The organism is Desulfobacter sp. (assembly GCF_050177295.1).
In genome coordinates, this window is record NZ_JBFXHE010000076.1 from 1 (window position 1) to 14,271 (window position 14,271).

12 protein-coding genes are annotated in these 14,271 nt (G+C 49.3%); 11 read left to right on the top strand and 1 reads right to left on the bottom strand.

Features of this window, described 5'->3' with window-relative positions; genetic code table 11:
- Positions 1-1,143, top strand: a 1,143-nt coding sequence (locus AB7U36_RS07890) for a TonB-dependent receptor (RefSeq protein ID WP_428159241.1), incomplete at its 5' end; no start/stop codon positions are given.
- Positions 1,144-1,283: 140 nt separating this feature from the next.
- On the opposite strand, the gene AB7U36_RS07895 is transcribed toward AB7U36_RS07890, so the two are convergent.
- Complete coding sequence (locus AB7U36_RS07895) at positions 1,284-1,760, bottom strand: MarR family winged helix-turn-helix transcriptional regulator (protein WP_428159242.1); 477 nt, start codon at positions 1,758-1,760, stop codon at positions 1,284-1,286.
- A 312-nt stretch (positions 1,761-2,072) separates the two neighbouring features.
- Here AB7U36_RS07895 and AB7U36_RS07900 point away from each other — a divergent pair, with 312 nt between their 5' ends.
- The 10 genes from AB7U36_RS07900 to AB7U36_RS07945 all read left to right on the top strand — a co-directional run bounded on the left by AB7U36_RS07900 (position 2,073) and on the right by AB7U36_RS07945 (position 14,141).
- Entirely contained in the window at positions 2,073-2,696 is a 624-nt protein-coding gene (locus AB7U36_RS07900; protein WP_428159243.1) for a class I SAM-dependent methyltransferase, read from the top strand.
- A 316-nt stretch (positions 2,697-3,012) separates the two neighbouring features.
- Positions 3,013-5,673 carry an efflux RND transporter permease subunit gene (locus tag AB7U36_RS07905; RefSeq protein WP_428159244.1) on the top strand — a complete coding sequence of 887 codons (2,661 nt, stop codon included), beginning with the start codon at positions 3,013-3,015 and terminating at the stop codon, positions 5,671-5,673.
- A 5-nt stretch (positions 5,674-5,678) separates the two neighbouring features.
- Positions 5,679-6,500 carry an outer membrane lipoprotein-sorting protein gene (locus tag AB7U36_RS07910; protein WP_428159245.1) on the top strand — a complete coding sequence of 274 codons (822 nt, stop codon included), beginning with the start codon at positions 5,679-5,681 and terminating at the stop codon, positions 6,498-6,500.
- A complete protein-coding gene (locus AB7U36_RS07915) occupies positions 6,487-7,764 on the top strand; it encodes a hypothetical protein (RefSeq protein ID WP_428159246.1) in 1,278 nt (425 codons plus the stop codon). The genes AB7U36_RS07910 and AB7U36_RS07915 overlap by 14 nt, the downstream gene beginning before the upstream one ends.
- A 105-nt stretch (positions 7,765-7,869) precedes the next feature.
- The gene (locus tag AB7U36_RS07920) at positions 7,870-8,853 is read left to right on the top strand and encodes a helix-turn-helix domain-containing protein (protein ID WP_428159247.1); all 984 of its coding nucleotides are present in this window, start codon (positions 7,870-7,872) and stop codon (positions 8,851-8,853) included.
- 303 nt (positions 8,854-9,156) lie between these two features.
- Positions 9,157-10,077, top strand: coding sequence for an aldo/keto reductase (locus AB7U36_RS07925; protein WP_428159248.1), 921 nt, complete (start codon positions 9,157-9,159; stop codon positions 10,075-10,077).
- Between the two features lie 52 nt (positions 10,078-10,129).
- The gene (locus tag AB7U36_RS07930) at positions 10,130-11,029 is read left to right on the top strand and encodes an NAD-dependent epimerase/dehydratase family protein (RefSeq protein WP_428159249.1); all 900 of its coding nucleotides are present in this window, start codon (positions 10,130-10,132) and stop codon (positions 11,027-11,029) included.
- A 727-nt stretch (positions 11,030-11,756) separates the two neighbouring features.
- Positions 11,757-12,656, top strand: a complete 900-nt coding sequence (gene ttdA / locus AB7U36_RS07935; protein ID WP_287036896.1) for a L(+)-tartrate dehydratase subunit alpha — start codon at positions 11,757-11,759, stop codon at positions 12,654-12,656.
- A complete protein-coding gene (gene ttdB, locus AB7U36_RS07940; RefSeq protein ID WP_287036895.1) occupies positions 12,653-13,270 on the top strand; it encodes a L(+)-tartrate dehydratase subunit beta in 618 nt (205 codons plus the stop codon). Before ttdA ends, ttdB begins: the two co-directional genes overlap by 4 nt.
- A 427-nt stretch (positions 13,271-13,697) precedes the next feature.
- Positions 13,698-14,141 (top strand): alpha-amylase family glycosyl hydrolase, encoded by a 444-nt coding sequence (locus AB7U36_RS07945; RefSeq protein WP_428159250.1) that lies wholly within the window; start codon positions 13,698-13,700, stop codon positions 14,139-14,141.
- Positions 14,142-14,271: the final 130 nt, after the last annotated feature.

Sequence of the window (14,271 nt, forward strand, 5' to 3'; positions counted from 1 at the left end):
CGGATGAATTATATCCAGGCGGATAAAAACCTGACCCAGGAATTCCGGCTGGCATCAGACCCGTCCGGTTCCCTGTTCAACTGGCTCGGCGGTCTCTATTTTTATGATAATGATTCACAAAACCACTCCACCACGTATTACCGTCCCGCAATGGCCGGCAATTCAGGAAATCCCTTTGGCACAAATACCGGCAGCAGCCTGAATGTGTCCAACGGCACCAGCCGGGGCGCTGCGGTTTTCGGCCAGGGGACCGTGCAAATGCCTAACAAAGTGGATCTGACCCTGGGGCTCAGGTATGAATACGAGGATGCAGACATGCACTGGACTAAAGAAGATACCCCTGACGGCGGAAGCACCATCACTACAGTTTATCCGGATACTTCTGAGGATTTCGATGCCCTGATTCCCAAGGCCAGCCTGGCCTGGCATTTCACGGACAGCCATATGGTTTATGCCACCTTTTCCGGGGGCCACAGGAGCGGGGGGTTTAATAAATTATCCCCGGAGGGCGGTACGGCATATGATGATGAAACCAGCTGGCTTTATGAAATCGGGGGCAGGTTTGAGTTTTTGAACGGCAGGCTCACTCTGGACCTGTCCGGTTTTTACATGGATATTGAGGATGAACAGATTGCCTTGTTTGATACGAATCTGAACACTTCCTACATATCCAATGCCGGGGAGTCCCATCGTCTGGGGCTTGAAGCCGAAGCCCGCCTGACGCCTGTGACAGGCCTTGACCTGTCTGCGGGGTTAAGTGTGCTTGAAGCTGAATATGACCAATATGCCGATCCGGTCCTTGGCACGGACTATGCCGGGAATCAGGTTTTTAACGTACCTGAGGTTTCCGGGAATATCGGGGTGCAGTACCGGCATATGCTGACAGGGAACTGGTCTTTTTTCGGCCGTCTGGATATTGTGGGATATGGGACGCGCTACCTTGACGATGCCAATACGGTCAAGGAAAACCCCTATGCCCTGGTTCATGCCAAGGCTGGTCTGGAAACGGAAAAAGTGGATATCTATGTTTGGGGACGAAACCTGCTGGACCGGGAATACATTGTCTTTGAGAATACTGCCAAGGGAATTGCCGAAGACGGAGAACCTCTGACCGTGGGCGTGACAGTGAGTTACCGGTTTTGATCCGCTATGTACCAAATTTTTAAAGCCGGTCCCCGGCATTGATGTACCGGGGACCGGCTTTGGGTCACCTCACATAGGCAGTTAATTGTATTAACTATTTGAAAATATCCTTTATACCGGTTGGATCTCCCTGCCAGTCGTCATTCGCGGATCTGTTTTGTCAGGCGCTGGGCCATGATCTCATCCAGGGCCTCAAACATCACGGCTGTCACGGCAATCTGGGACAAAGAAAAGGTCTGAAGCCTGCCCATCAGGTACGCCATGTCATCCCGGTGAACCCGGGCATGGGCCTTGTAAGCTTCCCAGCCAAGTTCAGTGAGTACCAGGCGGACTTCCTTATTATTGGCCCTGGCCGGCCTTTTTTTTAAAAATCCTTTTTTGGAAAGTCTGGATACCAGTTGGGAGGCCGCACTTTTTGATGTGCCAAAAACCTGGGCAAGTTCTGTGACACCAATGTTTTTACTGTTTCCGATGGCCTGGATAATATGGACTTCCCGGGTGGATGCCGTTACATCTTCGTTGACCCGGATGGGCAACGCTTCAATCTGGCAATACTTTCTGGCCGTGGCCTGGAATTTTCCAATCAGATCCTTTATGATTTCAGTCTTATCATCCATGCTGCAATGTCTCTATCAGGTCCACAAACATGCCTTTGGTATGGTTGAACAATTTCACGGGTGTGCAAAAGGACCCGGCCCAACAGCCTGGCATCCCTTTTCTTGAACCCTTTTCAGTGTATGCCTGACAAAGGGATAACATCCTTTCCCATGGAAGATCAAGGGCCGGAAAAATAATTTCCAGTCGGGCTGCCGGTTCGGACCAGGTGAGTTAAAAAATTTATCTACAGGTAATAAAGAAACGCCTCTTTATTTTGATCATGAACCCAACCCAACCGGCAGACCGTGCCGGGTTTTGAAAGGAACATACAAATGACACAGACAGTGAAAAACGGACAGTGCAAACACCATTCAAAAGGCAGGGGCCAGGGACCCAGCAGCTACTGGATGCAGGAGCCCGGGCTTGTATTCGATGTCCTGGATATTGACCCGGGCCGGCATATCCTGGACATGGGGTGCGGCGCAGGCGACTATACCCTTGAGGCGGCCCGTCGGACAGGGCCTTTGGGCCAGGTTACGGCCGTGGACCAGTGGCCGCCCACCGTAGATGCCCTTAGGATGGCAGCAAAGGCCGCAGGTCTGTCCCAGATCCAATGCCTCACAGCGGATATTACAAAGCCGCCCCTGCCGGTTAGACAAAACTCCATGGATCTTTGCATGGCGTTCACGGTGTTGCATATTTTCGGGACTGAAAACAGCAGAAAGAGCCTGTTCCTTGAAGCGGCAAGAGTTCTTAAACCCAAGGGCCGGCTTGCCATGATGGAGTGTAAAAAGGAAGAGATGCCCTTTGGCCCGCCGATACATATGCGTCTTTCCCCAAAGGAGGTGGAGGCGGTGGCAGTGGGATGCGGATTCAGGAAAACCGGGTACACAGACCTTGGATTTAACTATCTTGTCATGTTCAGCCTGTCCCGCACCCCAGGCGCACCCCATTAACAACAGCCATGAACTGTGAATCCATAACAGGAATTCAATCCCGAACAGCGGGGCAGGAAGCGTTTGGTTTTTCGGGAACAAAAAAACAAGGCTTGACAAAAAGGTTAAGCATGTTTACCATTTTCACCGACTGATCAACGTATTGGAACCGTTCTCCATCTCCCAGATCGCCATGCTTTCCGTGCTGCTGGAATCCCTTGGAACCATAATGGAAAATCGGATCTCCAAACAGGACAAGACAGATGAAGGATAAATAAATCCGCCATATTTTTTTGACATAATGGTTAAGTCACTTAACTTTATTTATGGAGTAGAAATGAAACCCTTTAAAGAACATATTGTTGATTTTTCAGTCACCCATTACAGGGTGGTCATGGTTTGCACCCTGTTGCTCACCCTGGTTACCGGTGCCTTTTTTCCCCTGGTGAAAATGGATACGGATCCGGAAAACATGCTTGAAATAAATGAGCCTGCCCGGGTGTTCCACAATGCGGCAAAGAAACGCTTTGACCTCAGCGATACAGTGGTGCTGGGCGTGATCAACGAAAAAGACCCCGACGGGGTGTTCAATCCGGAGACCCTGAAGCGGATCTATGAGGTGACGGAATTTGCCAAAACACTCCGGTGGCCGGATGAAAACAATTCCGGAAAGATGTCCGGCGTTATTGAGGCGGATATGATTGCCCCGTCCCTGGTGGATCATATGAGCCGGCAGGGACCCGGAACCATAAGGTTCGACTGGCTGATGGAAAAACCGCCGGAGACCAGGGCTAAAGCCATTGAAATCAGGCAGAAGGCCCTTTCCACCCCCCTTCTCAAAGGCCAGATGATCTCAGAGGACGGCCGGGCAATCTGTATTTATCTGCCGCTGACAGATAAGTTGCTCAGCTACAGGGTGTACAAGGCTTTGCAGGAAAAGATCGGGACATTCACAGGGGATGATCAGTTCCATATTACAGGTCTCCCGGTGGCTGAAGGCGCCATTGGTGTTGAAATGTTCACCCAGATGAGTACAGCCTCCCCCCTTGCCATGGCAGTTATTCTCGCACTGCTTTTTTTGTTTTTCCGCAAATGGCGTATCGTCATTCTGCCCATGATCATTGCGACGGTTTCCATTGTTGCCGCCATGGGCCTGATGATTGCCGTTGGATTTCCGGTTCATATTCTAAGTTCCATGCTCCCTATTTTTCTCATGTCCATCGCCATGGTGGATTCCGTGCATGTCCTGTCTGAATTTTTTGACGTCTACACCCCGGAAAAGGGGCGGAAACAAACCGTGCGCCAGGTTATGTCCACCCTGTTTGCCCCCATGCTTTATACCTCTTTGACAACTGCGGCAGGGTTTCTCTCCCTGACCCTGGCCCCGATTCCCCCTGCACGGGTTTTCGGGCTTTTCCTCGGTATCGGGGTCATGATTGCCTGGATCGTGACCATATTTTTTGTTCCGGCCTATATCATGATGACGCCGGAAAAAGCCCTGGCGGATTTCGGCCTCTCCGCAAAGGGCCGAGGAAAAAGCTGGCTGGTCCGTCCCCTGGCAGCCCTGGGCCGTTTTACCCACAGGCGTGCAAAATCCATTCTTGTACTTCTGGTTGCCGTGATCCTGGTGTCGGTTTGGGGGATCAGCCAGATACGGATCAACGATAATTATGCCAAACGTTTTGACTTGAGCCATCCCATACGCCAGGCAGATATCGCTTTGAACAATCATTTCGGCGGTACCTATATGGCCTACCTGGTACTTGAAAGCCCCGGGCAGCCCAGCCCGGATGGGTCCGAAATTCAAAATCTGACCAGGGGGCTGGCGGAATTTGCCCTGACCATTGAGAACGAGTTTCCCCAGGCCCCGGGCCTTGCCGAAACCGTTTCCCGCACTCTGCCGGTTATAGCCGCCGGTTCCAGTGATTTTGAGGATTTTGTGGACAATGTGACGCGTCATCTGGAGAACATGGCTGCCGGCGCATCCGAAGATACCGGCTTTACCCTGGGGGAACTCCAGGTATTTTTCGGGCTGGAGAAGGAAAGGAACAAGCCGTTCAAGCGCCCGGATGTACTCTCCTATATGGCGAATCTCCAGGCCCATCTGCTGGAGACCGGTTTGATCGGCAAGGCGAGTTCTGTGGCGGATGTGGTCCGCAAGGTCAACCAGGAACTCACCGACGGCCGGCCTGAAAGCTTTGTCATTCCCCGGCGGTTCCAGAGTGTTTCCGAATGCTACCTGCAATACCAGCAGAGCCACAGGCCCAATGATCTGTGGCACATGGTCACGCCGGACTATTCCCAGGCCAACATCCGGCTGCAGTTCCCTACAGGTGACAGCATCAACACAAAAGCAACCGTGGCCGAAGTCCGGTCCTATGTTGAGGCCAATCCCCTGCCGGCCTCGCTGACCTGCCGGTGGGCCGGTCTGCATTACATCAACCTGGTGCTTGAGGGCAAGCTGGTTCGGGGCTTTTTGGAATCCTTTGCCGGCAGCTTCCTGATTGTATTCATCATGATGGCATACCTGTTCCGTTCCCTGCTGTGGGGCGGGCTGTGCATGGTGCCCCTGACCATCACCCTTGGGGCCATCTACGGCATTACAGGTATCGCGGGCAAGGATTATGACCTGCCCATTGCGGTACTCAGCGCCCTGTCCATCGGCATGGCCGTGGATTTTGCCATTCATTTTCTGGAACGTGCCAGGGCCGGGTACCGGAAAAGAGGATCCTGGGACCAGGTGGTGGGCCATATGTTCGGAGAACCGGCCAGGGCCATCACCCGGAATGTTCTGGTCATTGCCATCGGATTCCTGCCCCTGCTGGTCGCTTCCCTTGTCCCCTATAAAACCACCGGCATCATGCTTTTCATGATCCTGTCATGCTCTGGGCTTATTACGCTTATGGCGCTGCCCGCCATATTGACCATCGGTGAAAAGTTTTTTTTCAAAGGGCTTTATCCCGATAAAAAATTTATCCCGATAAAAAAAGAGGAGTAACAACAATGAAAGTAACGCTTACATCCATTATATGTATTTTGCTGCCCGCTATCCTGTATGCCGGGGAGGGTTCCATGACAGCAACTGAAATCGTAATACGCGCCAATCATATGGCCCTTTACCAGGGCCAGGACACCAAAGGGTCCGTTAGGATGGAGATCGAAGACAACCAGGGCCGTATCCGGTGCCGGGCCTTCAACATCCTCCGGAAAAATGCCGACACCAAAGACCGGGACCAGCTCTATTTTACATATTTCCAGGCCCCGGCCGACGTACGAAAAATGGTGTTCATGGTACACAAGCATGCCGCCCTTGAGGTTGACGACGACCGCTGGCTCTATATGCCGAGTCTTGATCTGGTCAAGCGGATCGCAGCCGGGGACAAGCGGACCAGTTTTGTGGGATCCGATTTCCTCTATGAGGATATATCCGGCCGCAGCCCGGAGGAAGACCGGCACGAACTGGCCGGAACAACGGACCGGTTCTATGAAATCAAAAGCATCCCGAAAAATCCGGGCAGTGTGGAATTTGAGTATTCGATATCCTACGTTGACAAACAGACCTTTATGCCCATGAAGATGGCGTATTACAAAAGGGGAGACCTTTGCGCCAGGGTAATTGAGGTGATGAAGCTTGAGAATATTGAAGCCCGGGAAGACAACCGCAAGGTTGTTTATCCCACGGCGGTCCTGACAGTGGCCAGGAATCTTGAGACCGGCAGCCGGACAACAATGGCCTTTTCAAAAATCCGGTACAATACCGGATTCGGCGCAGATCTGTTTACCGAGCGCTATTTGAGGAGGCCTTCGAGAGATGTTGTGCGTTAAACAAAGGGTCCTCAAGAGATGCCTGTTTCTGGGCGGGCTCTTTTTTTCGGTTTTTTTTGCCTGCATGGCCCGGGCCGGAGACGGTTTCAAGGCGTTTTCCCCTGTGGAAGTAAACGGGTTTGCAGAATTCCGGGCCGGATTCCGGGTCCGGGACGACCCCCGGCAAAAGCAAGCCTCTGTAATGGAATCCCGGCTCCAGGCCGAAGTGTTCACCTGCGCCCCTTGGGCGGAATTTAAATACAAAGGGGATGTATGGGCAGACGGAATTACCGAGAAAGGGGAGTACGACACCCGGGAAGCCTGGATGTTTGCCAGGCCCTCGGATCTCCTGGATGTAAAGGTCGGCCGGCAGGTGCTGACATGGGGCACCGGGGACCTGGTTTTTCTAAACGACCTTTTTCCCAAAGACTGGCAGTCCTATTTCATCGGCCGGGACAGCGAATATCTCAAGGCCCCGTCCGACGCTTTAAAGGCAAGTTTTTTCACTTCATTTGCAAGTCTTGACCTGGTCTATACACCCCGGTTTGATCCGGACCGGTACATCACAGGAGAATATGTCTCGCATTGGAACGGCAGCGAACTTGCAGGGCGGGACAATGTGACCGGAGCACAGGTTCCCGACCAGTGGTTCAAGGATGAAGAGATTGCCCTTCGCCTGTACAGGAACATCCATAATTATGAGCTGGCACTATACGGATACCGCGGGTTCTGGAAACGGCCTGCCGGTCAGTCCGGTTCGGGCGAACACCTTTTTCCTGAATTGTCCGTATATGGATTCAGTGCCCGGGGCCGTGTCGGCCGGGGGATCGGAAACCTTGAATTCGCCTATTACAGGTCCGGCCAGGACCGTGACGGCACCAATCCGATGGTTAATAACTCAGAACTGCGGTATCTGGCCGGATACAATCAGGACCTGGCCCGGGATTTCAATGCCAGCCTCCAGTACTACGTGGAGCAGATTCTCCACTATGACGAATATGAAAACAGCCTGACCCGGGGACCGGCCCGGGACCGGTTCCGGCATGTGATCACCTTGCAGCTGACGTGGCTTCTGATGAACCAGAACCTTGAATTGTCCCTGGCCTCCTACCTGTGCCCCGGTGACCGGGATGCCTATCTGAGGCCCAGGGCAGCGTACAAATGGACAGATGATATCATAATGGAAGCCGGTGCCAATATATTTACAGGCAGGGAAATGCATACGTTTTTCGGCCAGTTTGAGGACAATACCAATGTGTACACGGCTGTCAGATTTAGTTTTTAGGTGGTGGATCAAAGTTGTGGAGGCGCCATGAGAAGACCTGAATTTAAGGCGATTTTTCCACGGTATCCCCAACCCTCTACCAAAAAAACCGAAAAAGGAGACTGAATGGGACTGACAGATCAGAACAAATTGTTCAATTTCAAACCATCTTGCAACACCGGAACGGATTGTGATAACGGTTTCCAGGCAGGCGGGCACCAGGAGATATACATTCGCCCCGGTTTATGGATGAGCATGATCAATTTCTTTTCAGACACGCCTGTCTGCCTGGAATATGAAAAACAATACCCGGTCATTGATTTCGGCTTTGTCATTTCAGGCGGTATCAAAAAACAGACGGTCCACGCAAATTGCGGCCCAAAGCAGATGCGTGTTAAAAACGGGAGCAGCGGCGTCAGGGTGGAAAACCGGCAAACCGGAATGTTTACCATCCCCGGGGCCGCAAAGCAGCAGATTTTGCATCTGCACATGACCCTGCCGTTTTTCCGCAGCCTGGTAAAACTGGGTGACACGGTCCTGCCTTTGGAGATGCAGGCAATCCTGAAAAGTGCGTCACAGATCGAGTTTGTAAATATCAGGCCCATGACACCGGATATTCAAACCGTTGTATACCAACTTTTAAACAGATCCAGCAACGCCTTTCCCTGGCCCCTCTACCTGGAGGGTAAAAGCCTGGAACTGCTATGTCTGCACCTGGCCGCCCTGGGGCTTGACCACTGCCGGTCGCCCCAGGGGCAATCTTTAAGCCCGGATGAAAAACAAAATATATTAAAGGCAAGGGACCTGTTGGTCGCTGACCTGCAGTCGCCCCCGTCCCTGGAGAAGCTGTCCAAAATGACATGTATGACCCCGGCAAAACTTCAGGCCGGATTCAGACAGATATATGGAAAAAGTGTGTTTAACTATTTCCGGGAATACCGGATGCAAAAGGCGATGCAGCTTCTGGATGAGACCCGGACCAATGTCAGCCAGACCGCATGGCATGTGGGGTACACCAATGTCAGCCATTTCAGTGAAGCGTTCAGGAAACGCTTTGGTATCCTTCCCAAGCAATATCTGAAAAACAGACCCGGATTGTTCGAGGGGTGAGTAACGGAAGCTTTCAACCTCATCCAGTACATCATCAACGGCGTTTTCTATATCGTCAAAGACAGACCAAGGCCATATATTGACTATCGCCGAGTTTTTTGCTGCCTTCTTCACTCGATGATCCAGTTTTTAGAGCTTGACTTTAAGAAATGCCCAAATAACAGGCATTTCGGTAGATACCATGAAGCCGTCATATAAATCATTAAACCCTCAAAAGCATTGATAAATGGGCTTATTAAAAATGCAACACAAAAAAAACTGGATCATCGAGTGCAACTTTTAAAATTTAGCAACAATGATAGCATGCCCATGATCGGGCTTGGAACGTGGAAATCAAAACCTGCACAAGTATACAACGCCATCAGGCAGGCATTAGCATCAGGATACCGGCATATTGACTGTGCTGCGATCTACGGCAATGAGAAGGAAGTCGGACAAGCCCTTAAACAAGTGTATAGGGAGGGCACAGTATCCCGGGAAGAGGTTTGGGTCACCTCAAAACTATGGAATAACGCACATAAAAAAGAAGATGTTGCAAATGCACTGAAACAGACATTGAATAATCTTGGGTTGGATTACCTGGATCTTTATCTGATTCATTGGCCCGTTGTTTTCAGGCCCGGGGTTATATATCCTAAAAAAACAAATGATTTCATAAGTCTTTCGAAGGTTCCGATCCTGGAGACCTGGGAAGCTATGGCGGCATGCGTTAAAAGCGGTTTAATCCGCCATATAGGGGTATCTAATTTCAGCATAAAAAAATTGGATGCTCTAATCTGTGAATCCGGGATCAAACCGGAAGTGAACCAGATCGAACTGCATCCCTTTTTGCAGCAAAATAAAATGATAGCGTACTGTAAGTCCAATCAAATATTTTTGACTGCTTATTCGCCGCTTGGTTCCTCGGACCGTCCTGCGGCGTGGAAATCTCAAAATGAACCCAGCCTGATTGAAAATCCAATAATTCTTGAAATTGCAGCAAAACATAATTGCACACCAGCCCAGGTACTTATCAAATGGGCAGTTGTCCGGGGAACCGCAGTTATTCCAAAGTCCGTGACCCCCACCCACCTGATTGAAAATTTGGCTGCCATGGATATTTTCTTATCGGAACAGGACATGGAGGCCATAGCAACCCTTGATGCGCATTCAAGGTATATTCCTGGGGATTCCTGGGAAATACCGGGCTCACCCTATGCAGACGGAAACCTCTGGGATGAATAAGTAATACAGGCAATTGATCAGCCAAAACCCACAATTATATTAGGAAAAACTTATGAGATGCTTAGTAACCGGAGGAACCGGGTTTGTTGGTTCCAACCTGACCCTGGCTCTTCAGGAGCAAGGACACGAAGTGATTATTACAGGACATGAATCTGAACAAATCATGCCGGAGTTCAAGGGAAAATGCTTGTACCCAGGGTTCCTTGGAATAGATTGGAACGCGATTGGAAAGGTTGATATTCTCTTTCATCAGGCCGCAATTAACGGCACAAGAGTAAATGATGAAAAAGAGATTATGAGAGCCAATCTTGAATCGTCTATACAATTATTCAACTATGTCATCGCCCATGGATGCAGAAAGATCGTGTATGCCTCATCAACTGCGATATATGGTAACAACCCGGCCCCATACCATGAAAGTGACCCGCCAAATCCGCAAACCCCTTATGCCAGGGCAAAAAAACTGCTGGATGATTTTTCCCTGGAACTTGCGGTAAAACATTCAGACCTCACTGTTGTCGGGCTTCGATATTGCAACATATTCGGTCCAAGAGAAAACCATAAAGGGACAAGAGCTACAATGGTGTATCAATTTGCGCAGCAAATGCAGAAAGGCAATCCAAGGCTTTTCAAATTCGGAGCACAAAAAAGAGATTATATCTATGTCAAAGATGTTGTAAACGCCAACATCCTTGCTTCAAAGGCAAAAGAAAGCTGTATTGTCAATTGTGGGTCCGGAAAAGCAACCTCTTTTAATCAGATCGTTGAACAGCTCAATGCTATTCTTGGCCTGAACAGGAAACCGGAATATATAGAAAACCCTTTTGAGGGTGCATATCAAAATCACACAGAATGTGACATGTCCCTTGCAAAAGAAAAAATTGGCTTTGTTCCCGAATACTCATTTGAAAAGGGACTAATGGACTATTATCGTTCCGGTTTTTTAATTTGAGTACTACGGGAGTCTTCAATGTTATGTTCCCAAAAGAGAATGCACTCATTCAAAGTGGTGAAGATTATCATTCGAACCGATGTGCCCGGGAAAAAGTCTGCCAGGCTGCAAATCGGCGAACTTGAAGAATAATCTTTGACAGGCAACTTAACCTGCAATTATCTGGGTTGCATTTTAATGCTTGACATCCGGGCTGATCCTAATATAGCATACCGTTAAAATTAGTTTTTATTATTTTTCTCAAAGCTTGAAGGTCTTTTTATAAAGATTGCCAGGCAGGCAGTTTACAGGCTTTCATAAATGCAGGGAAGAAAAGGTTACGTTTGCCAGAAGGCAAGTGCGGTAAATAAGGTGTAAAGGCAGAAGAGCCGTTTTAATTTAAATCAGCTTTTCTAAGACAAAAATATCACAAATGCCACGAAGGTTAAGGCGGAAAATATCCGCCAAGTCTTTGTGGCTTTTTTTTTGATACAACCGTTATGTATGGTTTAATTGGTCAGTAACGGGAACTCTGACCCAAATCACTTTTGTAACGGACATAATTAAAATACCACGAAGGTTCGGGCGCATAATGGGCGCCAAATCTTCGTGGTATTTTTTTTTGAAGGGAAGACGACAGTCCCGTATGGTTTGTATTTATTAAGTTCCTATCTTTAAACCCCGTGTTTGAACGCAAAGGAGTACATCTGCGGCGTTCGAACCACAACTGCAAAGGAGAACAAAATTAATGGACCTAACCACACAACGCGAACGATTCATTCAGGTCATGGCCGACTTCACCGGTTATGCAGGCAAGCATCTTCCAGATGATGTTATTGCCAAACTCAAAGAACTCAGGGAACAGGAAGATACCCCCATGGCAAAATTGATTTATGATGCCATGTTTGATGACCTGGATATGGCCCATAAGCTTAACAGACCGGCTTGTCAGGATACGGGTGTTATCCAGTATTTTGTGCAGGTTGGTTCTAAATTTCCGCTGATCGACGAAATTGAAAATTGCCTGGTTGAAGCGGTAAAAAAAGCCACTGTAGAATCGCCCCTGCGTCATAACTGCGTTGAAATATTTGATGAAAAAAATACCGGCAATAATGTCGGCACAAGAATCCCCTGGATCGACTGGGAGGTTGTTCCCAACAATGATGAGGTAAAGATCTATATGTACATGGCCGGCGGCGGATGTAGTCTGCCCGGCACCGCAAAGGTCCTGATGCCCCTTGAAGGCTATGATGGCGCGGTCAAATTCATATTCGACCAGATCACCTCCTATGGCATCAACGCCTGTCCACCGCTCTTGGTAGGTATTGGTATTGCAGGATCTGTTGAAGTGGCAGCCAAATTGTCCAAAAAAGCCCTGCTTCGCCCTGTTGGCACACAGAACAGCAACGCACGCGGCGCAGAGCTGGAAAAAATGATTGAAAAAGGTCTCAATGACATTGGGATCGGTCCTGGCGGCCTTACCGGTAAAAACTCAGTCATGGGTGTCAATATTGAACAGGCCGGACGCCATCCGGCTACGATTGCCGTTGGCCTGTCCACTGGATGCTGGGCGCACAGAAGAGCGCTCATCAAGTTTGATTCCAACCTGGAATATGAAGTTCTCTCACATAAAGGAGCCGCAATATGAGTACAAAAACCCTGACAACCCCGATTAAAAACGAAGATCTTGAAGACCTGACCATTGGCGATGTCATTTTTCTTGACGGATATTTGATCACCAGCCGGGATGATGTTCATCACCGCCATATTCATCAGGGAAAAGACCTCCCGATTGACCTTGCTGGCAAAGCCATTTTCCATGCCGGTCCCATCATGCAGGAAAGAAAAGATCAACCCGGCAAGTACGATGTGATTTCCATTGGCCCCACCACCAGTATGCGCATGGAAAAACTTCAAAAGGAGTTTTTGGAAGCAACCGGCGTTAAATTGGTTGTGGGTAAGGGCGGAATGGGTCCCAAAACCGCAGAAGGCTGTAAAGCATATAAAGCGATTCATACGGTATTTCCCGGCGGGTGTGCAGTTTTGGCCGCAAGCCGGGTGGAAGATGTAGAATCCGTTGAATGGCTGGACTTAGGCATGCCCGAAGCCATGTGGGTGATGCGTGTCAAGCAGTTCGGCCCATTGATTGTCTCCATTGATACAAAAGGAAACAATCTTTTTGAAAAAAACAAAGCCATGTTTAATGAAAAGAAAGAAAAGGTTGTGGCAGAAATCGTTAAACATGTTGATTATCTTGATTAGAAATTCAAGATAGGTCTGTGGTCTGATCAGGGACTTGGGGGGAGAATCAATGCGGAATATTTTACCCCGGGTCCCTGCATTTTTTCGGCAAAATCATTATTTTTTTGATAAAATCCAGATGAGTCCAGTGATGTCCGGTTAGGTTTTTGTTTGCTCGGTAAATGTAATTTTTTGATCTTTGACAAGATTGTCCCTGCTTAACCCATGCGAAGCATCCTCGCTGTGCCCGATTAGGTCGTTCAAGATGGCAGTTCGTAACTGCCAGGGCAAACGCATTTAAATTGTATTGACTCCAAGCACTTTCATGAGATAAATATCATCCCAGCCCGCTTGCAGGCGTTACAACGAGCTAAAGACATTGAAGATTCCTCGCAAACATTGGCATTGGCTGCGTTCGCAACTTGGAAGACCAGACTGCGGCGGGGTCATGCGGGAATACGTCCAAGTTTTGGACGGCCTTCTGGACTTTGAGTTTCAGCGCATAGCCAAGGCATACGTGGCCCATCCGGCAGGGGAGCCCTCTATCGAGATCGCCCAAGCACTACTCAATGCCCACCACGCGAAGTTCCCCGCAAAATGCGTCCTCCCGGCCTTTTTAGACAACCACGACATGAATCGCTTTTTGTATGAAGCCAAGAACAAAAAGGAACGACTTCGACTGGGTGCGAAACTCCAATTTCGGCAGAAACACCCACCGATTATTTATTACGGGACCGAAGTGGGCCTGAGCCAGTCCCGTCCGATAGTTGGCCCTTACGGCGATCTGGCTGCACGTCAGATGATGCCCTGGAAAAATCAAGACAAAGACTTGCTTGCGTTCTTCGCGGATCTCATTCATCAAAAAAGATGGCGTTATCCATCACGCCTTTGAAGCTATGAAATGAGCAACATGTAACCTTACATACCCGAGTATGACGCGGTTTTAAATTTTCAATTGCTTTATGGAATTCGTAGTTGTTGTAAGCGGCATCTCCGGCAAGACGCAAATCAGAGATAATTTC

Excerpts from the sequence above, each read along its gene's own strand:
- AB7U36_RS07920 (WP_428159247.1), top strand. The coding sequence starts at position 7,870 with ATGGGACTGACAGATCAGAACAAATTGTTCAATTTCAAACCATCTTGC.
- ttdA (WP_287036896.1), top strand. The coding sequence starts at position 11,757 with ATGGACCTAACCACACAACGCGAACGATTCATTCAGGTCATGGCCGAC.
- AB7U36_RS07945 (WP_428159250.1), top strand. The coding sequence starts at position 13,698 with ATGCGGGAATACGTCCAAGTTTTGGACGGCCTTCTGGACTTTGAGTTT.
- AB7U36_RS07905 (WP_428159244.1), top strand. The coding sequence starts at position 3,013 with ATGAAACCCTTTAAAGAACATATTGTTGATTTTTCAGTCACCCATTAC.
- AB7U36_RS07910 (WP_428159245.1), top strand. The coding sequence starts at position 5,679 with ATGAAAGTAACGCTTACATCCATTATATGTATTTTGCTGCCCGCTATC.
- AB7U36_RS07895 (WP_428159242.1), bottom strand. The coding sequence starts at position 1,760 with ATGGATGATAAGACTGAAATCATAAAGGATCTGATTGGAAAATTCCAG.
- AB7U36_RS07915 (WP_428159246.1), top strand. The coding sequence starts at position 6,487 with ATGTTGTGCGTTAAACAAAGGGTCCTCAAGAGATGCCTGTTTCTGGGC.
- AB7U36_RS07930 (WP_428159249.1), top strand. The coding sequence starts at position 10,130 with ATGAGATGCTTAGTAACCGGAGGAACCGGGTTTGTTGGTTCCAACCTG.
- AB7U36_RS07925 (WP_428159248.1), top strand. The coding sequence starts at position 9,157 with ATGCCCATGATCGGGCTTGGAACGTGGAAATCAAAACCTGCACAAGTA.
- AB7U36_RS07900 (WP_428159243.1), top strand. The coding sequence starts at position 2,073 with ATGACACAGACAGTGAAAAACGGACAGTGCAAACACCATTCAAAAGGC.
- ttdB (WP_287036895.1), top strand. The coding sequence starts at position 12,653 with ATGAGTACAAAAACCCTGACAACCCCGATTAAAAACGAAGATCTTGAA.